This window comes from Pseudomonas sp. MWU16-30322 (assembly GCF_020515535.1).
In the GTDB taxonomy this organism is placed as follows: domain Bacteria; phylum Pseudomonadota; class Gammaproteobacteria; order Pseudomonadales; family Pseudomonadaceae; genus Aquipseudomonas; species Aquipseudomonas fluorescens_H.
This window is the reverse complement of sequence record NZ_JAIWYL010000006.1, coordinates 35,255-52,095: the sequence shown is the minus strand read 5'-3', so window position 1 is coordinate 52,095 and position 16,841 is coordinate 35,255. Positions and strand designations below refer to the sequence as shown.

The following is a 16,841-nucleotide window of genomic DNA, read 5'->3' as shown; positions in this document are numbered from 1 at the left end:
GACAGGATGGATTATCCGAAGAGTGTGCCCAGTGCTGGTTTGGTGAATGGGAAGTTTGTCGATGAGGACGCCATCAACGGCACTCCGGGCTCGTTGATTCCTGCTGCGTGGGGCAATGGCGTGACAGAAGAGATCGTCAATGTCATCAAGGCAGCTGCCATCGTGCCGGACGAACAGAATCACGCCCAACTGCAGCAGGCGATCACAAAAAGCATCAGTGACCGGTTACCGGGTCAAGCCAGTGAAACCGGTGCAGGGGTGATGAAGGTCGCTACTCAGGATCAGGTAGGAAGCGGGGTAGATGACACGGTGGCAGTGACCCCGAAGAAGCTCAAGCTCGGGTTCAGTCTGGCTAACAGTGGAGGCACCGGATACCTCGCCTTCCCGTCCTGGATGGGCGGCTTGATCATCCAGTGGGGCTGGATCAACAGCGCTACGACCGATGTGATTACCACGCTTCCCGTCAGCTTCAATTCAAACTTTTTTCGGGTGATGGTCTGCAACGATTATACGGCGGCGTCCGGGTCGATCGGCTATATCGCGGCCAGCACCCGGAGTTTGTCCACCATTGTTTCCCGGGGCTCTAGCGCGTCTCTGGGCGCGCAATACATCGCCATAGGCAAGTAGGTCATTCATGAAAATTTATTGGAGTCCCTCGGTTCAGGGATTTTTTGATTCTCGTGTCAATTCGTCGATTCCCAAAGACGCCGTTGAGATCTCGCCATCGCACCGCAACGAGTTGATCGAAGGGTGCAAGCGCAATCAGGTGATTGTATGTCGCGCCAATGGCTTTCCCATTTTGGCTGATGCAGCGTCCGCGACCTCGGCAGAGGCGGCGAGCACCGAGCGCCAGTGGCGCGATACGCAATTGAGCGAAACGGATCCCCTGGTTGCACGTCACCGCGACGAGTTGGAAAACGCGCAGGACACCACCCTGTCCGCTGAGCAATACACAGCGTTGCAGCAGTACCGCCGCGATCTGCGCAACTGGCCTTCATCGGCACCGTTTCCAGCCATTGCACAACGCCCCGTGATGTCAGTCACGAGCGCCGTTGTGGTGAAAAAGCCCCGGGCAAGGTCCAGAGCCAAACAGTGATGCTCATGACGCAAGCGTTCAGCAGCAAAGTCGAGTGATCGTCAGAAAAGTGTGTCCGGTTGCGGGCGGGTGAACAGCCAATTCGTCGATGAAAATCCGCTGACCGGCACTTCGATATCTACCTGCTGGATCCAGGCAATCAAGCCCACCTCAACCGTGGGCTTTTTATTTTCAGAAAACAGACCGCCACTGGCTCGCATCAGCGATAGCCGCGACGCGGTTCATTTGTATTTCAGAGGAACGAAAAACCCATGGATTATCCAAAAAGCGTCCCCAGCGTCGGCTTGGTCGATGGCCGGTTTGTCGATGAAAACCCGGTGGCAGGCACGCCGGGTTCGTTGATTCCGGCGGTGTGGGGTAACAGCGTAACCGAAGAGCTGTTGTCCGTGATCAAGGCGGCCGGAATGACCCCGGCTGAAGGGACCAACAATCAGTTGTTATCGGCGTTGCAAAAGCTCCTGAGCCTGGCCAGTCCGATGTCTTCGCGGGTCACTGAAGTTTCGACATCAAAAGTCCTGGCACCGGAGGAAGCCGGGCTGGTTCTGATCAGCGCCAGTACAGCGGATACCACGATCAATCTGCCGGCCGTCAGTACGTTGTCCGGCATTCGCGACTTCATCGTTCGTCGTGTCGACAACAGCAGTAAACGCCTGGTGGTGCAAGCTTCCGGCAATGACCGGATCAGGTTTCACACGCACTTGTCGGCAAACGGCTATCCGTTTCTGGCGTTGATAGGGGCGGGAGACTGGTGGCACCTGCGCAGTGACGGCACTGGTAACTGGTGGCCGGTCGGTCGGTTCGACGCGACACCTTTGGGCCGGATCGTATTCGAGACCTCGACAGCCGCGAACCCCGGCGGCTACGGCGCGTTGGATGGCCGGGAAATGCTGCGTTCCGAATGGCCTTGGCTCTGGGATCACGCCGTGCAGTCCGGCATGTTGCGCGCAGAAGCTGCGCGGGCCGGCGGCTGGAGCAGCGGTGACGGGGTCAAGACATTTCGAGGCCCGGAGGTCCGTGGCGAATTTATCCGGGTGCTCGATGAACAGCGCAACATCGATACGGCGCGGGTCGCCGGGTCCTGGCAGTCCGGCACCAACATCACCGGTGACAACGGTAATGCTCCAGCGGTGCAGGGGATTGGTGATCTGGCGACGGTTGGCGTCGACCCGACATCGTTCGCCGGTCTTTCCTATTGGTCGGCTGCGGCGTTTGCCGAAAATCTGGTCAGTGGCTACTGGGGTATGACTCGCCCGCGAAATGTCGCCTATCCAGCTCGCATAAAACTCATCTGATGCCGGTGCCTCCGGCCCCTTGCAATAGCAAATGGAAGTGAACAATGCCTTATTACTATGTCGATGAAATGACGCGAGAAATTACCGGTCCATTCGAACCCATGCTTGTTCCCGGGATAGGTGTGCAAATACCCGGCAACGCAATCGAACTTCCGCAACCGCTGCCGGCCGTCGAGTCTGGTTATGCGTGGGTGTGGCGTGATGGGCAAGCGGCGCAACTGCTCGATTTACGTGAGCGCCTGGTGTTTCGCAAGGACAATGGCCTCTCGTTCTATTGGACCGAGTTCGGCCCATTGCCTGATCACCTGACTGTCACGCCTCGCCCCAACGAATATTACATCTGGAAGGATGATGGCTGGGTTCTGGATGCCGATGCCGAACGTGCGGGGCAGGCTGCCCAGGCGGACATCGAGCGCGATAATCGTCTGCGCACCGTGGTGATTCGCGTCGCGCCGCTGCAATACGCTTACGAGCTGGGCGAGGCGGCCAGTGAACAACTGACCGCATTGCAAGCCTGGAAGCGTTATGCATTGAACTTGGCGCGGATCGACCTGCAACCGGGTTACCCGGCAATCATCGAATGGCCGATCGCGCCGGAACAGAGCGTTGTTTCGCCAGCGATATAACTCGTCATTTCACTGAAAACGTTGCAGATGGCCTTTTGCTGCAGGCGTTCGGCTGTCTGTAAAAACTGGAGGGTTATGACGTGGATTATCCAAAAAGTATTCCCGGCGTTGGCCTAGTCAACGGCGGCTTCGTCGATGAAAACCCGATCGCCGGTTCCCCGGGATCGTTGATCCCGGCCGCGTGGGGCAACAGCGTCACGCAGGAAATTCTCAACGCGATCAAGGCTGCCGGGCTGACGCCTGATGAAGCCAGAACCGACCAATTGGCAACGGCCATCGGTGCGCTGGTCGACTTCACCAAACTGAAAAATACCCCGACCACATTGGCCGGGTACGGCATCACCGATGCGGTGGGGCGATTGCTGGCGGTGCGGCAGATCGAGACGGTCGGGATCACGGTTTACAAGCCCAATCCCAGGGCCAAGCGGATTCGCGTGCGGTTGGTGGGGGCGGGTGGTTCGGGTGGTGGTTGTGAGCCTGTGCCGGCAGGTAGCCAGATGCTTGGTGGCGGTGGTGGTTCCGGTGCTTACGCGGAAAGCCTGTATGACGTTACCGCCCAAATGCTGGCTGGCGTACCGGTCTCGCTGGGCGCGGGCGGTGCAGTCAGCAACACCACAGGTCTGGCGGGTGGTGGTGCTTCTTTTGGCGCCTACATGAGCGTTTCGGGAGGCGGCGGTGGGCAAAAACTGGCGATCGTGACTTCGGCTACATCGTCCGGATTCATTCAGGGCGGGGTCGGCGGGACGGTAACAGGCGGCAACTTGTGCAGCGCCCGCGGCATCACGGGGGGATTTGGGATGAGTAACGCCAATTGGGGGCTGCTCTCAGGTTGCGGGGCTCCGAGTCCGTTCGACGGCGGGGCATCTTTTACCGGGTCCAACACAGCTGGTAACGCAGGTATCCGTGGTTCGGGCGGCAGCGGTTCGTGCTCGGTCAGCGCGTCGGCTTCAATCATCAGCGGCGCTGGCGGCAACGCCTTCTGTGAAATCTGGGAGTACGAATAATGGCCCGTTATGCACGAGTGGAAAATGGTGTCGCGGTCGAACTGATCGACACCGGCGACTACGCGATCACCCAACTGTTTGCTCCCGCTTTCGTCGAGTCGATGATCCCGGTGCCTGAGGGCGTGCAGATCAAAATCGGTGTGCCCATCGGCGAGCTGCGCCCTGAGTTTGCGCCGTCACCATTAATCGAAAGTCCGGTCGTTATTCCTGAAATCGTCCCCGAGGAGCAAGAGCCACTGGCGGCAGCGCGTACCTGGCGAAAAAACAGTTTGTCGGCCACCGAATGGTGGGTGACACGGCATCGCGACGAGCAGGAGCTGGGGCGCGGGACGACGCTCAAGGCGGCGCAGTATCTGGAATTGCTGGAGTACCGCCAGGCGCTGCGCGACTGGCCTGATTCAAGTCAATTTCCCTCGACAGTTTCCCGGCCTTTGGCCCCGACTTGGCTCACTTGCAGAGCAGGAGAAAAATAATGGATTACCCAAATAGTGTTCCCAGCGCCGGGCTGGTGAACGGCAAGTTTGTCGATGAGGACCCGCTAAACGGCTCGCCGGGTTCATTGATTCCGGCAAGTTGGGGCAACGGCGTTACCCAAGAGATTCTCGGCGTAGTGCGGGCCGGTGGACTGACGCCGAGTGAGGCGTCGAATACTCAATTGCTCGGCGCCCTGCGCAGCAATCAATTGTTCCAGACGGCTGCGCCATTCGATGTCAGTCGTTCGGCGGCAACGTCCGAGTTCGTTCAGCGCGCTCTGGGTAACTACGCCGGAGCGCGTGGCGTGTCTGCCGCGACGCAACTGACGGCGGCGGATGCGGGATGGGCGATCGGTCTGGGAGGGAACTCGGCGTACACAGTGACACTACCGGATATCACTACCGTTCCCAACGGTGCAGCGATCACCTTTCACTGCCGCAGTAATGCCGCGATTACCATCGCCTGCACGAGCGGTAGCCAAATAAGCCCGCAGGGGGCCTATCTGACGTCGATTGTGATGAACAGCGGCGAGAGCGCCAACGTTGTCAGGGAGAACGGTATCTGGATGGTTCACGGGACCGCCAGTCTGAAATATGCCGCGCTGTTTTCCGGACTGGTGAATAACCCCGGATATCAGAAACACGCCAGTGGAAATATCGATCAGTGGGGCTCGGGACTGTCGAATGCCGCTGGCAACGTCAACGTGACATTCCCGGTTCCATTCCCGAGGGGTTATTTCTCGCTCGTGGCCACCCATGCGGGAGGCGATGCAGCAATGATCGCATTGATTGCCGTCAGCCAAGTGGGTTGCACGCTGAGAATTCGCGATGCGGCCGGCTCTTTGGCCGGCAATTGCACCGTGAATTATTTTGTAAAGGGCTATTGAATGAATACCTTCAATGTTTTGTTCAGCGCCAGCACCTTGGGCGCGTATGTACCTGGTATCAATTCGACGGACATTCCCGACGACGTTATCGAAGTTCCCCAGGGCTACTGGATCTCGCTGCTGCAGCAAATGGCTGTCAGCCCGAAAGTGATCGGTGTGCGAGCGGATAACGGCTATCCGATCCTGGTCGATCCCCCGCCTCCTTCACCAGATGAAGCGGCTGATATCGAGCGCTCATGGCGTACGGCGCAACTTTCTGCCACCGACGGTCTGGTAGCACGTGACCGCGATGAACTCGAGGACGGCGGCGGCACTACATTGACCACCGAGCAATACGCCGAACTGCAAACCTATCGACGTGAGTTGCGAGACTGGCCGCAAGGTTCGTTTTTTCCGTTCAGCGAGCACCGGCCGGTAGCGCCGAGGTGGCTGGCTGCTGCGCTGTAACTCATCAGGGAAATTGAAATGGATTATCCAAAAAGCGTTCCCAGCGTCGGGCTGGTGAACGGAAAGTTCGTCAATGAAGACGCCATCGCCGGCCTGCCCGGATCGCTGATCCCGGCAACCTGGGGCAACAGCGTCACCGATGAACTGTTGAATGTCGTCAAATCTGCAGGTCTTGAACCCAGCGAAACCGATACCACGCAACTGTTGCAGGCGCTGAAAAAAATCAGTCAGGCCGGTGAAGACAAGCATGCTGCGGACATTGGGGCGGCCAATCTGTACATGGCCAATTACGTGCCCGCCATCGCTACGTTGAAGGACGGTCTGGCGCTGCGCTTTACCGCTGGCAACGCCAACACCGGGGCGAGTACGTTTGCGCCGAACGGGTTGCTGCCCAAGCCGCTGGTGAGCCTGGCGCTGAGTGCGTTGCGACCTGCCGAGATTGTCGGCGGCAGTGTGTGTTCGGTGGTGTACAGCGCGGCGCTGGATAGTTGGGTGCTGGTGTATGCCAGTGGTGGCGGTGCTGCGAGTGGACGGCTATTGGGAGTGAAGACGTTTACCTCGTCTGGCACTTATGTGCCGACGGTGGGGATGAAGAATGTGCTGGTCAAGGTAGTGGGTGGTGGTGGCGGGAGTGCGGGAGTTGCCGCTACTAACGCAAACGAAACTTCGCTTGCGGGGGGAGGGGCCTCGGGCAGTTATGCTGAGTCATGGATTTCATCGGTGCCTATTGGAAGCAGTCAAGTCATCACGGTAGGCGTCGGTGGCACACCGGGAGCCATTGGCGTGAGCGGTGGGCCGGGTGGGACGAGTTCTGTCGGCTCTCTGGTGTCCGCTCCTGGGGGGAACGGATCATCCCGTTTTGAAACGATCGCGGTTGCCGGTTTCGGTCTATTCGTGGGAGGTACGCCAGGCATCAACGCAACCGGAGGCAACATCCTCAACAGCAGTGGAGCTGCGGGAAGCCCGGGAATCAATGTCAATGGTTCAATTCTTGCGGGTCATGGCGGGAGTTCACCGCTGGGCAGTGGTGGCGCTGGTAGAGGCGCTGGTTCGGGTGCAGCATCGGGCAGCGGCTATGGCTCCGGTGCGGGTGGTATCGCCAATGGCCCCAGCCAGCCAGGTCATCCGGGCGGAGCAGGAGCGCCGGGCATTGTGATCATTTACGAGTACGCCTGATGAAAACCTACGCACGTATCGTCAATAACACTGTGGTCGAGCTGTTCTCCACTGGCGGCAACATGGCCGATATGTTCCATCCGGATCTGCTGTGGGTCGACATCACCGACGTGACACCGACACCGCAAATCGACTGGAACGCGAACTTCGGCACTCTCGGCTGGGTGTTCACGGCCCCCGAAGTCGCGGCATCGAACAACACCCTGACAACTCTGGCAAAAAAATGGCTGGGGGCCGTTGTCCGCCAACCATGATTCAATCGGAGCATCCAGGGAGGATTACGCATTATGCAAATAACCGAAGAAAACCTTAAAACCATCATGCCCAACGCCCGCAGCCAAGCGGGCGTTTTTGTTTCTGCGCTTAATAACGCAATGACTCGGCGCCATATCGACTCGCCAAAACGCATGGCCGCGTTCCTGGCGCAAGTCGGTCATGAGTCGGGGCAGTTGCAGTACGTGCGCGAACTGGGCAACAACCAGTATCTGAGCAAATACGACACCGGCACGCTGGCGTTACGTCTGGGCAACACGCCCGAGGCCGACGGCGACGGACAGAAGTACCGTGGTCGCGGGCTGATCCAGATCACCGGGCGCACCAACTATCGCCAGTGCAGTCTCGGCCTGTTCGGCGATGAACGTCTGCTGTCCTTGCCGGAGTTGCTGGAGCAACCGCAATGGGCGGCCGAATCCGCAGCATGGTTCTGGGAACAGAACGGCTTGAACGATCTGGCCGACCGCGATCAGTTCAACAGCATCACCCGCCGAATCAACGGAGGGTTGAACGGTTTGCAGGATCGCCTCGATATCTGGGCGCGGGCGAGGGCGGTGCTATGTCCATCTCCTGGCGCCTGATCGGCCTTTTGTTGCTGGCTGCGTTGGCCGCCGCGCTGGCCTGGCAGTTTCAGGACTGGCGCTACGGGCGGCAACTGGCCGAGCAGGCCCGGCTGCACGCCGACACCCTCAATCAACTGACCTCGGCCGCCGCCACCGTGCAGCAGGCCGAGCAGGACAAGCGTCTGGCGCTGGAGCAACGGCTCGCAGCCAGTGAACAAACCCACTATCGAGCCATGAGCGATGCCCAACGTGATCAGGATCGCCTGCGCGATCGTCTTGCCACTGCTGATCTGCGCCTGTCAGTCCTCATCGACGCCGGCGATGCTGCCCCAGGCTGCGGGATGCCAGCCGCCACCGGCCCCGGCGGCGTGGATCATGCAGCCGTACGCGCCCGACTTGACCCCGCGCATGCTCAACGAATTATCGCCATCACCGACACCGGCGACCGCGGACTGATTGCTCTGCAAGCCTGTCAGGCCTATGTCAGAGCGCTGGCGCCCGAACATTTTGAATGAGTCTGTGTATTGAAAGCGCAACCGGGTCGTGTACGGTGGTAGTCATTCCACCCGATCCGGAGCGCACCGTGAAAGAGATCACTCAACTGGCTGCCGAGCTTGGCCGACGTTTGCAGTTGCTCAACGCCCACGTCACCACGGCCGAGTCGTGTACCGGTGGCGGGATTGCTGAAGCGATCACGCGGATTCCCGGGAGCTCGGCATGGTTTGAGGCCGGTTATGTGACGTACTCCAACCGGCAGAAAACCCGACAACTGAATGTGCCTGCGGAATTGTTCGACACGGTGGGGGCGGTCAGTCGCGAGGTGGTCGAATCGATGGTGCGTGGCGCGCAGAAGCACAGCCTGGCGCGGTTTGCCGTGGCGGTCAGCGGCGTGGCGGGTCCCGACGGCGGCACACCGAACAAACCGGTGGGCACGGTGTGGCTGGCCTGGGGCGTGGGCGATGCGGTTTCCAGCGAGGTTCAGCACTTCTCGGGCAACCGCGACGAGGTGCGCCGACAAACGGTGAAGGCCGCGCTAGAGGGGCTGCTGCGACTAGCGGCACGAGAAATCGAAAATCAGGGGTAGGCGATCCGCGAACGCTGTGGAATAATACTGGCTACTTATACAGGTGTTGGCCGTCAGGCCTTATTGATTACGTGAGGACTTTAATGGACGACAACAAGAAGAAAGCCTTGGCTGCGGCCCTGGGTCAGATCGAACGTCAATTCGGCAAGGGTGCCGTGATGCGTATGGGCGATCAGGACCGTCAGGCGATCCCGGCTATCTCCACCGGCTCTCTGGGTCTGGACATCGCACTCGGCATCGGCGGTCTGCCAAAAGGCCGTATTGTTGAAATCTACGGTCCTGAATCTTCCGGTAAAACCACACTGACGCTGTCCGTTATCGCCCAGGCTCAAAAAGCCGGCGCGACCTGCGCCTTCGTCGACGCCGAACACGCCCTCGACCCTGAGTACGCCGGCAAGCTGGGCGTCAACGTCGACGACCTGCTGGTTTCCCAGCCGGACACCGGTGAACAGGCCCTGGAAATCACCGACATGCTGGTGCGTTCCAACGCGGTTGACGTGATCATCGTCGACTCCGTGGCGGCACTGGTGCCGAAGGCTGAAATCGAAGGTGAAATGGGTGACATGCACGTGGGCCTGCAAGCCCGTCTGATGTCCCAGGCGCTGCGTAAAATCACCGGTAACATCAAGAACGCCAACTGCCTGGTGATCTTCATCAACCAGATCCGCATGAAGATCGGTGTGATGTTCGGCAGCCCGGAAACCACCACCGGTGGTAACGCGCTGAAGTTCTACGCCTCGGTTCGTCTCGACATCCGCCGTACCGGTGCGGTGAAGGAAGGCGACGAAGTGGTCGGCAGCGAAACCCGCGTCAAGGTTGTGAAGAACAAGGTGGCTTCGCCGTTCCGTCAGGCCGAGTTCCAGATTCTTTACGGCAAGGGCATCTACCTCAACGGCGAGATGATCGACCTGGGCGTGCTGCACGGTTTCGTCGAGAAGTCCGGCGCCTGGTATGCCTACGAAGGCACCAAGATCGGTCAGGGCAAGGCCAACTCGGCCAAGTTCCTGGCAGACAACCCGGAAGTCGCTGCCAAGCTTGAGAAGCAGCTGCGTGACAAACTGCTGTCGCCAGCCGTGATTGCGGACTCCAAGGCCTCTGCGGTCAAAGAGACCGAAGACGATCTGGCCGACGCTGATATCTGATAACAGCGATGACCACCGCCGTACTCGATACCCTCGTCGCGGTGCGGCGAACCGCCATGGACCTGCTCGCTCGACGCGAGCATGGTCGAGTCGAGCTGACGCGTAAACTGCGTCAGCGCGGCGCTGAGGCGGAAATGATCGAAACAGCCCTCGACCGATTGGCGGAAGAGGGGCTGCTTTCCGAAGCCCGTTACCTTGAAAGCTTTGTTTCCTACCGTGCCCGTTCCGGCTACGGCCCTTTGCGCATTCGCGAAGAGCTGGGCCAGCGAGGTTTGCAACGCGCCGATATCGAACTCGCCCTGCGTGAAAGCGGTATCGACTGGCAGGAGCAGCTTCGCGAGACATGGCAACGCAAGTTCTCCGGACACTTACCGATCGATGCCAAGGAGCGCGCCAAACAGGGCCGCTTCCTTGCCTATCGGGGCTTCTCGATGGAGATGATCAACCGCTTGTTCAGCGGTAGAGGGATGGACGATTAAAACGGTTGAACAAAAACGGCCCGCTATGAAAATAGCGGGCCGTTTTTTTTTGCCTTCAGATTACCTTCGATGGCTCACGTGCACGTTGGGTGGTCTGCGGTTTGCTGTGGGCCCAGTTTTCCGGGAGGTTGATGTAGTCCACCAGTTCCCTTAGTCGGCCATGGTTCCGGGCATTGAACGCGAAGGCCAGTCGCACCAGATGGCTGTACTGCGCTTCGTCGTGTTCTTCGCCGCTGTAGGCGTGTTGATGGAACTGGTCACTCAGGCACAGATCAGCGAAAGCTTCTTGCATATGTTCCAAGGCCTGATCGCTAAGCTTGTGGTTCATACGAATCACGAACTGACGCTTGAGCCAGCGGCTGGAGTGGAAGTTGCCGTAGAACTGATTGATCTGCTGTACCGCCTCATCGACGCTGTAGACCAGGCGCATCAGTTTCAGGTCGGTGGGCAGGATGTAGTGGTTCTCTTCGAGCTGCTGGCGAATGAAATCCAGTGCGCCTTGCCAGAACGTTCCGCCCGGCACATCGAGCAGCACCACGGGCACCAATGGACTTTTGCCGGTCTGGATCAGTGTCAGTACTTCCAGTGCCTCGTCCAGTGTGCCGAACCCGCCGGGGCACAGCACCAGTGCGTCGGCTTCCTTGACGAAGAACAGTTTGCGGGTGAAGAAGAAATGGAACGGCAGCAAGTTGCCAGTGCCGTCCACTGTCGGGTTCGCATGTTGCTCGAAGGGCAGAGTGATGTTGAACCCGAGACTGTGGTCGCGCCCGGCGCCTTCGTGCGCGGCGGCCATGATCCCGCCACCGGCACCGGTGATGACCATCATGTCCGAGCGTGTCAGAGCCGCGCCGAGTTCCCGGGCCATGGCATACAGCGGATGCTCGACCGGCGTGCGTGCCGAACCGAACACCGTGACTTTGCGTCGTCCCTTGAACTTCTCGAGAACCCGGAACGCCTGCTCCAGTTCGCGCAGGGCCTGCAGGGTGATCTTGGAGTTCCAGCGGTTGTGATCTTCCTCGGCCATGCGCAGCACGGTCAGGATCATGTCGCGGTAAATCGGCAGGTTCGGGCTGTTGGGGGAAATCTGGTTGAGTTGTTCTTCGACCTTGCTGATGAGGTCGGGGAGTTGTTCCTGAAAATGCCGACTGAGCAGGTCATTCGGTTGGTAAGGCATTCAACGTCTCCTTCTGCACAGAGCGGGTGGCCCTGACGTGCGGCGTCAGTGCCGCGCTGCAAAAAACACACACGATCGGCAGCTCCTTTGCTGCCGTGAACAAGTGATCGGGAACACTTTGAATCTAGACCTTCACACGGGTTTGCGCTGACTTGATCATTGCCCCGCAGAATCCTTTCTGGCAACTGCTGATTGCCTATTCACGTAATCAGTCACCGCTCGTCCGAACGTACACCGTAGAGCAATCGCTCTGATTTACTAACCTACAGGCACTGCACGACAGCTTCGCGTCAACGGGCGTATGCAAGGTGCGCGCTTTTCAAGGATTCGTGGTGGCAAGGAGGCGGGATAGATGGCCAGAGTAATTCTGGAAATCGATACGCAGCTGTATCGGATGTTGAAAGCATCAGCCGAGACCAACCAAGTGAGTCTCGAAGAGGAGTGCTGCCGACGGTTGGCAGGCGGGGAACGCCGTTCGCGTTATCTACAGGCTCTGGTGGCCGAATTGCGCGCCGAAGATGAACAACGGCGCGCCAATTCCCGATGATTACTTCTTCGCCGGGACAGCTTTCGGACAATCCGACTCTTGATAGCTGGCCGAACCGATTGCGCGGTTGGTCTTCACTTCGCTGAAGTCGTAGCGCATCACGGCGCCCTTGGCCATCAGCTTGCGGTACGACGGGTTATTGCACACCGAAGCACCCAGCTGGAAATACACGGCTTTTGGGTCAGCGCGCATCTTCTCGGCGTGGCTGGCCTGCACACTCAGGTGGTTGATCAGCGTAGTGCCTTCGACGGTGTAGCCTTGATCGAGAATGTCTTCGTTGATCGCCCGTGGGGTGCCCACGCTGCTTTCCTCGGCGACACGGCGCAGCTCTTTGTTCAGATTCTGCTCACTCAGGGACGCAGCGTGTGCGCTGAAGGACAACGCCATGGCGATGGCCGCGGTAGGAACGATAAGGCGCAGCATGAAACTCTCCTGATTCAGTGACTGGTGGTTCGACCAGCCCCGTGGCTGTGCGTTCAGTGGCGGCGAATTATAGGGGAGCCGGTCAGGACGGTACAGGCTTGTCCCCGTCGCTCTGATAAACTGCCAGCCTTTATTGCCTTGCCGAGTGTTGTTCGTGTCGAGTTTTCCTGCCTCCGGGCGCTGCCTGCAATGAATCACGCCCCCAACGCCGTCGCCCGCCTGCGCGACCAGCGCGAAGATGAAGGTATCAAGCCGATCCAGGCCCGTGGTTTCCGTTCCGAGCGTTGCCGCGATTGTCGTGTGATTATCAGCCACTGCCTGTGCGCCTGGCGTCCGACGGTGGAAACTCGATCCGGCGTATGCCTGATCATGACCGGCAAGGAAGTGTTCAAGCCGAGCAACACCGGCTGGCTGATCGCCGATGTGGTGCGCGACAACCATGCATTCATCTGGTCGCGCACCGAACCTGACCCGCAGATGCTGGCGCTGCTCGATGACCCGCAATGGCAGCCGTACCTGGTGTTTCCTGGCGAATACGTCGAGCCGTCACGGGTGACCAACACCGTCGCGCCCGATAGCAGCAAGCGTCCGTTGTTCATTCTGCTGGATGCGACCTGGACCGAGGCGCGCAAGATCTTTCGCAAGAGTCCGTATTTCGACCGCTTGCCGATCCTGAGCCTGCTGCCCGACAAACTTTCGCGTTATCGCCTGCGTCGTTCGACCCGCAGTGAGCACCTGTGCACCGCCGAGGTCGCGGCGTTGTGCCTTGAGCTGGCAGGTGACAGTGATGCCGCTTCTGCCCTTGACGCTTATTTCGATGTGTTCAGCCAACATTATCTGGGGGCCAAACAGCAGTTGGACGTCAACGAGGCGACCCCGGCCCACGCCGAGTTGTTGCCTTATATACGAAAGCCGCAAGCGGTGTTGGCGCGATAGTGGCCCATACTGCAGAGAGCGCCGGCCGTGCTGCTTGACCACCCCGGCTGCGCTGGGCATGCTTGGCGCCGATTAGGGTGCGGCCAAGGTTTGAAACGCCGTGTTTGCTTGTGATTGGCGTTGAACGTGCTCTTGTGGATACCGCTTTGGTAGCGGCATCTTGAGTTGCTTTGGCCAGGCCCGAATACACCGGGCCTGCCATCAAAAACAGGATCATTTTGAAAAATGGCCACATACGAAATCCTGATTGCCGATGATCACCCGCTGTTTCGTAGCGCGCTGCATCAAGCAGTGACCCTGGGACTCGGCCCGGATGTAAGGCTGGTGGAAGTGGCGAGCATCGCCGAACTGGAAACCCGCCTGACCGAAAAGGCCGACTGGGATCTGGTTCTGCTGGACTTGAACATGCCGGGTGCCTATGGGTTTTCCGGACTGGTGCTGCTGCGGGGACAGTACCCGCAGATCCCGGTGGTAATGGTCTCGGCGCAGGAAGAAGCCTCGGTGATGGTCAAATCCCGCGAGTTCGGCGCCAGTGGCTTCATCCCCAAGTCCAGCGACCTGAGCGTGATTCAGCAAGCCGTGCGCAAAGTGCTCGATGGCGACGTGTTCTGGCCACCACAGGCGTTCGAGGCGGTCAGCGTCTCCGCCGAAGCCAAAGCCGCCAGCGACGGCCTCGCCAGCCTGACCCCGCAACAGTTCCGCGTATTGACCATGGTCTGTGAGGGCCTGCTGAACAAGCAGATTGCCTACGAGTTGAATGTCTCCGAAGCGACCATCAAGGCTCACGTCACGGCGATCTTTCGCAAGTTGAACGTGCGCACCCGGACACAGGCGGCCTTACTTCTGCAACAACTTGAGTCAATTCCGAGCCAATAATGGCTGGCGTCTTCACGCTTTTTTGACTTTTGTTGCTCTAGCTTTCCCACTCCCTTCTGGTTGGTTTTTACTTTATGTCACCTTTCAAGGGCCAGACCGGCCTGAAACGCATCCTCAACGCATCCGGCTACTCGCTGGACGGTCTGCGCGCCGCCTTCACCGGTGAAGCGGCATTTCGCCAACTGGTCCTGCTCAATGTGGTGCTGATTCCGCTGACGTTCTTCCTGAATGTCAGTCGCGTCGAACAGGCGCTGCTGATCGCCGTTTGCCTGCTGGCGCTGATCGTCGAGTTGCTGAATTCGGCGGTGGAAGCGGCCATCGACCGCATTTCGCTGGAACTGCACCCGCTGTCGAAGAACGCCAAGGACATGGGCAGCGCCGCGCAATTCGTGGCCCTGAGCATGATTGCCCTGGTATGGGCGGTGATTCTGCTCTAAGCGATACTCGGCAAGACGATCTCGTCGCTGCGCTGCACCCCGGCGGTGAAGGCGCGGCACAGCTCGAGAAACTCGCGCATGGCCGAGGTCTGGTATTTCTGCTTGTGCCAGATGAAGTAGAACTGCCGGGACAGATCCAGATCCGGCGTTTCCACCGCCACCAGACTGCCGCGCCGAAAGGCATCACGCAGCGCCAGCCGCGAAATACAGCCAATCCCCAGCCCTGATTCCACCGCGCGCTTGATCGCTTCGGTGTGTTCCAGCTCCAGACGGATATTCAGCGCACTGCGATGATGACGCATCGCCTGATCGAAGGTCAGGCGCGTACCGGAACCCTGTTCGCGCAGAATCCACGCCTCGTGCGTCAACTCTTCCATGGTCGCGCTGCCGCGTTTGGCCAGCGGATGCTGCGGCGCGCAAAACACCACCAGTTCATCTTCGACCCAGCTCTGCACTTCGATGTCCGGATGGCTGCAGTCGCCCTCGATTAGACCCAGATCAATTTCGTAGTGGGCGACTTGATGCACGATATTGGCAGTGTTCTGTACATGCAGCTTCACCTGGCTTTCCGGATGGCGCTGCATGAAACCGCCGATCAACAGGGTCGCCAGGTAATTGCCGATGGTCAGGGTGGCGCCCACCGACAGTGAGCCGAAACCGGATTTGCCGTTAAGCAGGTCTTCGATTTCCTTGGACTGGTCGAGCAGGGCCACCGCTTGCGGCAGCAGCTGTTTGCCCAGGGCGTTGAGGCTCAGCCGTTTGCCGGCGCGGTCGAACAGCTGGCAGCTGGACTGGCGCTCCAGTTCGGTGATCGAGGTGCTCGCCGCCGATTGCGAGAGGTTGAGCAGACCCGCAGCACGGGATACGCTTTCCTGCTGGGCGACGGCGACGAAGACTTGCAGTTGACGAAGAGTAAATCGCATATCGATATAACCGATAACCCTTATCTTAATAATCCAGTTAACAGATATTGTCGTCGCTATTAGAATGCGTTGCAATTGCGCACTGTCGGCCGCAAAGGCGAGCGCAGACCCAATATCCAGGAGTCCCACGTACATGAGCAACATGAACCACGAGCGTGTCCTCAGTGTTCATCACTGGAACGACACTCTGTTCAGCTTCAAGTGCACCCGCGATCCGGGCCTGCGCTTCGAGAACGGTCAGTTCGTGATGATCGGCCTGCAACAGCCAAACGGCCGCCCGCTTATGCGCGCTTACTCGATCGCCAGCCCGAACTGGGAAGAGCATCTCGAGTTCTTCAGCATCAAAGTGCCTGATGGTCCGCTGACCTCGCAGCTGCAGCACCTGAAGGAAGGCGACGAGATCATCATCTCGAAAAAGCCTACCGGCACCCTGGTGCTGGACGACCTGAACCCGGGCAAGCACCTGTATCTGCTGAGCACCGGCACGGGTCTGGCGCCATTCATGAGCGTGATCCAGGACCCGGAAACCTACGAGCGCTTTGAAAAAGTGATCCTGGTGCACGGTGTACGCTACGTCAACGAAGTCGCCTACCGCGAATTCATCACCGAGCACCTGCCGCAGAACGAGTTCTTCGGTGAAGCGCTGCGTGACAAGCTGATCTACTACCCGACCGTGACCCGCGAGCCGTTCGAGAACCAGGGCCGTCTGACCGACCTGATGCGTAGCGGCAAGCTGTTCAGCGACATCGGTCTGCCACCGATCAACCCGCAGGACGACCGCGCAATGATCTGCGGCAGCCCGAGCATGCTCGACGAGACCAGCGAAGTGCTCGACAGCTTCGGCCTGAAGATCTCGGCGCGTATGCGGGAGCCGGGTGACTACCTGATCGAGCGTGCATTCGTCGAGAAGTAACCCGCAATACCTGTGGGAGCGGGCTTGCTCGCGAAGGGGGGCTGTCAGTCGACGTCAATGTTGAATGGCG

General features: G+C 59.3%; 23 protein-coding genes and 1 pseudogene. 20 read left to right on the top strand and 4 right to left on the bottom strand.

Features of this window, described 5'->3' with window-relative positions:
- Positions 1–6: 6 nt before the first annotated feature.
- Together LCH64_RS28360 and LCH64_RS13575 are read left to right on the top strand one after the other, a co-directional pair.
- Positions 7–225 (top strand): annotated as a pseudogene (locus tag LCH64_RS28360) (phage tail protein); the annotation flags it as partial.
- Positions 226–634: 409 nt separating this feature from the next.
- A complete protein-coding gene (locus tag LCH64_RS13575) occupies positions 635–1,096 on the top strand; it encodes a phage tail assembly chaperone (RefSeq protein ID WP_226500511.1) in 462 nt (153 codons plus the stop codon).
- A 41-nt stretch (positions 1,097–1,137) separates the two neighbouring features.
- Here the strand turns inward: LCH64_RS13575 and LCH64_RS13570 are convergent, their stop codons facing one another.
- Complete coding sequence (locus tag LCH64_RS13570) at positions 1,138–1,296, bottom strand: hypothetical protein (RefSeq protein ID WP_226500510.1); 159 nt, start codon at positions 1,294–1,296, stop codon at positions 1,138–1,140.
- A gap of 51 nt (positions 1,297–1,347) precedes the next feature.
- Between LCH64_RS13570 and LCH64_RS13565 the strand changes: the two genes are divergently transcribed.
- The 13 genes from LCH64_RS13565 (at position 1,348) to recX (ending at position 10,542) form a co-directional block, all read left to right on the top strand.
- Entirely contained in the window at positions 1,348–2,388 is a 1,041-nt protein-coding gene (locus LCH64_RS13565) for a phage tail protein (protein ID WP_226500509.1), read from the top strand.
- Between the two features lie 44 nt (positions 2,389–2,432).
- The gene (locus LCH64_RS13560; RefSeq protein WP_003222249.1) at positions 2,433–3,014 is read left to right on the top strand and encodes a tail fiber assembly protein; all 582 of its coding nucleotides are present in this window, start codon (positions 2,433–2,435) and stop codon (positions 3,012–3,014) included.
- 80 nt (positions 3,015–3,094) lie between these two features.
- Positions 3,095–4,018 carry a hypothetical protein gene (locus tag LCH64_RS13555; RefSeq protein WP_226500508.1) on the top strand — a complete coding sequence of 308 codons (924 nt, stop codon included), beginning with the start codon at positions 3,095–3,097 and terminating at the stop codon, positions 4,016–4,018.
- Entirely contained in the window at positions 4,018–4,491 is a 474-nt protein-coding gene (locus tag LCH64_RS13550; protein WP_226500507.1) for a phage tail assembly chaperone, read from the top strand. Before LCH64_RS13555 ends, LCH64_RS13550 begins: the two co-directional genes overlap by 1 nt.
- Complete coding sequence (locus LCH64_RS13545) at positions 4,491–5,378, top strand: phage tail protein (RefSeq protein ID WP_226500506.1); 888 nt, start codon at positions 4,491–4,493, stop codon at positions 5,376–5,378. The genes LCH64_RS13550 and LCH64_RS13545 overlap by 1 nt, the downstream gene beginning before the upstream one ends.
- Positions 5,379–5,825 carry a phage tail assembly chaperone gene (locus LCH64_RS13540; RefSeq protein WP_226500505.1) on the top strand — a complete coding sequence of 149 codons (447 nt, stop codon included), beginning with the start codon at positions 5,379–5,381 and terminating at the stop codon, positions 5,823–5,825. It begins immediately after the preceding gene.
- Between the two features lie 18 nt (positions 5,826–5,843).
- A complete protein-coding gene (locus tag LCH64_RS13535) occupies positions 5,844–7,001 on the top strand; it encodes a hypothetical protein (RefSeq protein WP_226500504.1) in 1,158 nt (385 codons plus the stop codon).
- On the top strand, positions 7,001–7,255 hold the full coding sequence (locus tag LCH64_RS13530) for a hypothetical protein (RefSeq protein WP_003222260.1): 255 nt from the start codon (positions 7,001–7,003) through the stop codon (positions 7,253–7,255). Before LCH64_RS13535 ends, LCH64_RS13530 begins: the two co-directional genes overlap by 1 nt.
- A gap of 33 nt (positions 7,256–7,288) precedes the next feature.
- Complete coding sequence (locus LCH64_RS13525; RefSeq protein WP_226500503.1) at positions 7,289–7,855, top strand: glycoside hydrolase family 19 protein; 567 nt, start codon at positions 7,289–7,291, stop codon at positions 7,853–7,855.
- Positions 7,834–8,352, top strand: coding sequence for a lysis system i-spanin subunit Rz (locus LCH64_RS13520; protein ID WP_226500502.1), 519 nt, complete (start codon positions 7,834–7,836; stop codon positions 8,350–8,352). The genes LCH64_RS13525 and LCH64_RS13520 overlap by 22 nt, the downstream gene beginning before the upstream one ends.
- 68 nt (positions 8,353–8,420) lie before the next feature.
- On the top strand, positions 8,421–8,921 hold the full coding sequence (locus LCH64_RS13515) for a CinA family protein (RefSeq protein WP_103484542.1): 501 nt from the start codon (positions 8,421–8,423) through the stop codon (positions 8,919–8,921).
- Between the two features lie 83 nt (positions 8,922–9,004).
- Positions 9,005–10,063: a recombinase RecA gene (gene recA, locus LCH64_RS13510; RefSeq protein WP_003222269.1), complete on the top strand. Its 1,059-nt coding sequence runs from the start codon at positions 9,005–9,007 to the stop codon at positions 10,061–10,063.
- 8 nt (positions 10,064–10,071) lie between these two features.
- The gene (recX, locus tag LCH64_RS13505) at positions 10,072–10,542 is read left to right on the top strand and encodes a recombination regulator RecX (protein ID WP_226500501.1); all 471 of its coding nucleotides are present in this window, start codon (positions 10,072–10,074) and stop codon (positions 10,540–10,542) included.
- 55 nt (positions 10,543–10,597) lie between these two features.
- Here the strand turns inward: recX and LCH64_RS13500 are convergent, their stop codons facing one another.
- Positions 10,598–11,716, bottom strand: a complete 1,119-nt coding sequence (locus tag LCH64_RS13500; protein WP_226500500.1) for a TIGR00730 family Rossman fold protein — start codon at positions 11,714–11,716, stop codon at positions 10,598–10,600.
- Positions 11,717–12,068: 352 nt separating this feature from the next.
- On the opposite strand from LCH64_RS13500, the gene LCH64_RS13495 reads away from it, so the two are divergent.
- Entirely contained in the window at positions 12,069–12,263 is a 195-nt protein-coding gene (locus LCH64_RS13495) for a hypothetical protein (protein ID WP_003222272.1), read from the top strand.
- On the opposite strand, the gene LCH64_RS13490 is transcribed toward LCH64_RS13495, so the two are convergent.
- Positions 12,264–12,686, bottom strand: a complete 423-nt coding sequence (locus tag LCH64_RS13490) for a PA3611 family quorum-sensing-regulated virulence factor (protein WP_226500499.1) — start codon at positions 12,684–12,686, stop codon at positions 12,264–12,266. It lies immediately after the preceding gene.
- 189 nt (positions 12,687–12,875) lie between these two features.
- On the opposite strand from LCH64_RS13490, the gene LCH64_RS13485 reads away from it, so the two are divergent.
- From LCH64_RS13485 to LCH64_RS13475, 3 genes are all read left to right on the top strand, one after another.
- Positions 12,876–13,622 carry a tRNA-uridine aminocarboxypropyltransferase gene (locus LCH64_RS13485; RefSeq protein ID WP_003222274.1) on the top strand — a complete coding sequence of 249 codons (747 nt, stop codon included), beginning with the start codon at positions 12,876–12,878 and terminating at the stop codon, positions 13,620–13,622.
- Positions 13,623–13,847: 225 nt separating this feature from the next.
- Positions 13,848–14,498 (top strand): response regulator transcription factor ErdR, encoded by a 651-nt coding sequence (erdR, locus tag LCH64_RS13480; RefSeq protein WP_003222275.1) that lies wholly within the window; start codon positions 13,848–13,850, stop codon positions 14,496–14,498.
- Between the two features lie 74 nt (positions 14,499–14,572).
- The gene (locus LCH64_RS13475; RefSeq protein ID WP_003222276.1) at positions 14,573–14,935 is read left to right on the top strand and encodes a diacylglycerol kinase; all 363 of its coding nucleotides are present in this window, start codon (positions 14,573–14,575) and stop codon (positions 14,933–14,935) included.
- Here LCH64_RS13475 and LCH64_RS13470 read toward each other — a convergent pair.
- The gene (locus LCH64_RS13470) at positions 14,932–15,858 is read right to left on the bottom strand and encodes a LysR family transcriptional regulator (protein WP_045122319.1); all 927 of its coding nucleotides are present in this window, start codon (positions 15,856–15,858) and stop codon (positions 14,932–14,934) included. The two genes, LCH64_RS13475 and LCH64_RS13470, sit on opposite strands and share 4 nt — an antisense overlap.
- A 133-nt stretch (positions 15,859–15,991) precedes the next feature.
- On the opposite strand from LCH64_RS13470, the gene fpr reads away from it, so the two are divergent.
- Positions 15,992–16,771 carry a ferredoxin-NADP reductase gene (gene fpr, locus LCH64_RS13465; RefSeq protein ID WP_003222277.1) on the top strand — a complete coding sequence of 260 codons (780 nt, stop codon included), beginning with the start codon at positions 15,992–15,994 and terminating at the stop codon, positions 16,769–16,771.
- Positions 16,772–16,841: the final 70 nt, after the last annotated feature.

Excerpts from the sequence above, each read along its gene's own strand:
- LCH64_RS13575 (WP_226500511.1), top strand. The coding sequence starts at position 635 with ATGAAAATTTATTGGAGTCCCTCGGTTCAGGGATTTTTTGATTCTCGT.
- LCH64_RS13570 (WP_226500510.1), bottom strand. The coding sequence starts at position 1,296 with ATGCGAGCCAGTGGCGGTCTGTTTTCTGAAAATAAAAAGCCCACGGTT.
- LCH64_RS13565 (WP_226500509.1), top strand. The coding sequence starts at position 1,348 with ATGGATTATCCAAAAAGCGTCCCCAGCGTCGGCTTGGTCGATGGCCGG.
- LCH64_RS13560 (WP_003222249.1), top strand. The coding sequence starts at position 2,433 with ATGCCTTATTACTATGTCGATGAAATGACGCGAGAAATTACCGGTCCA.
- LCH64_RS13550 (WP_226500507.1), top strand. The coding sequence starts at position 4,018 with ATGGCCCGTTATGCACGAGTGGAAAATGGTGTCGCGGTCGAACTGATC.
- LCH64_RS13545 (WP_226500506.1), top strand. The coding sequence starts at position 4,491 with ATGGATTACCCAAATAGTGTTCCCAGCGCCGGGCTGGTGAACGGCAAG.
- LCH64_RS13540 (WP_226500505.1), top strand. The coding sequence starts at position 5,379 with ATGAATACCTTCAATGTTTTGTTCAGCGCCAGCACCTTGGGCGCGTAT.
- LCH64_RS13535 (WP_226500504.1), top strand. The coding sequence starts at position 5,844 with ATGGATTATCCAAAAAGCGTTCCCAGCGTCGGGCTGGTGAACGGAAAG.
- LCH64_RS13530 (WP_003222260.1), top strand. The coding sequence starts at position 7,001 with ATGAAAACCTACGCACGTATCGTCAATAACACTGTGGTCGAGCTGTTC.
- LCH64_RS13525 (WP_226500503.1), top strand. The coding sequence starts at position 7,289 with ATGCAAATAACCGAAGAAAACCTTAAAACCATCATGCCCAACGCCCGC.
- LCH64_RS13520 (WP_226500502.1), top strand. The coding sequence starts at position 7,834 with ATGTCCATCTCCTGGCGCCTGATCGGCCTTTTGTTGCTGGCTGCGTTG.
- recA (WP_003222269.1), top strand. The coding sequence starts at position 9,005 with ATGGACGACAACAAGAAGAAAGCCTTGGCTGCGGCCCTGGGTCAGATC.
- recX (WP_226500501.1), top strand. The coding sequence starts at position 10,072 with ATGACCACCGCCGTACTCGATACCCTCGTCGCGGTGCGGCGAACCGCC.
- LCH64_RS13500 (WP_226500500.1), bottom strand. The coding sequence starts at position 11,716 with ATGCCTTACCAACCGAATGACCTGCTCAGTCGGCATTTTCAGGAACAA.
- LCH64_RS13495 (WP_003222272.1), top strand. The coding sequence starts at position 12,069 with ATGGCCAGAGTAATTCTGGAAATCGATACGCAGCTGTATCGGATGTTG.
- LCH64_RS13490 (WP_226500499.1), bottom strand. The coding sequence starts at position 12,686 with ATGCTGCGCCTTATCGTTCCTACCGCGGCCATCGCCATGGCGTTGTCC.
- LCH64_RS13485 (WP_003222274.1), top strand. The coding sequence starts at position 12,876 with ATGAATCACGCCCCCAACGCCGTCGCCCGCCTGCGCGACCAGCGCGAA.
- erdR (WP_003222275.1), top strand. The coding sequence starts at position 13,848 with ATGGCCACATACGAAATCCTGATTGCCGATGATCACCCGCTGTTTCGT.
- LCH64_RS13475 (WP_003222276.1), top strand. The coding sequence starts at position 14,573 with ATGTCACCTTTCAAGGGCCAGACCGGCCTGAAACGCATCCTCAACGCA.
- LCH64_RS13470 (WP_045122319.1), bottom strand. The coding sequence starts at position 15,858 with ATGCGATTTACTCTTCGTCAACTGCAAGTCTTCGTCGCCGTCGCCCAG.
- fpr (WP_003222277.1), top strand. The coding sequence starts at position 15,992 with ATGAGCAACATGAACCACGAGCGTGTCCTCAGTGTTCATCACTGGAAC.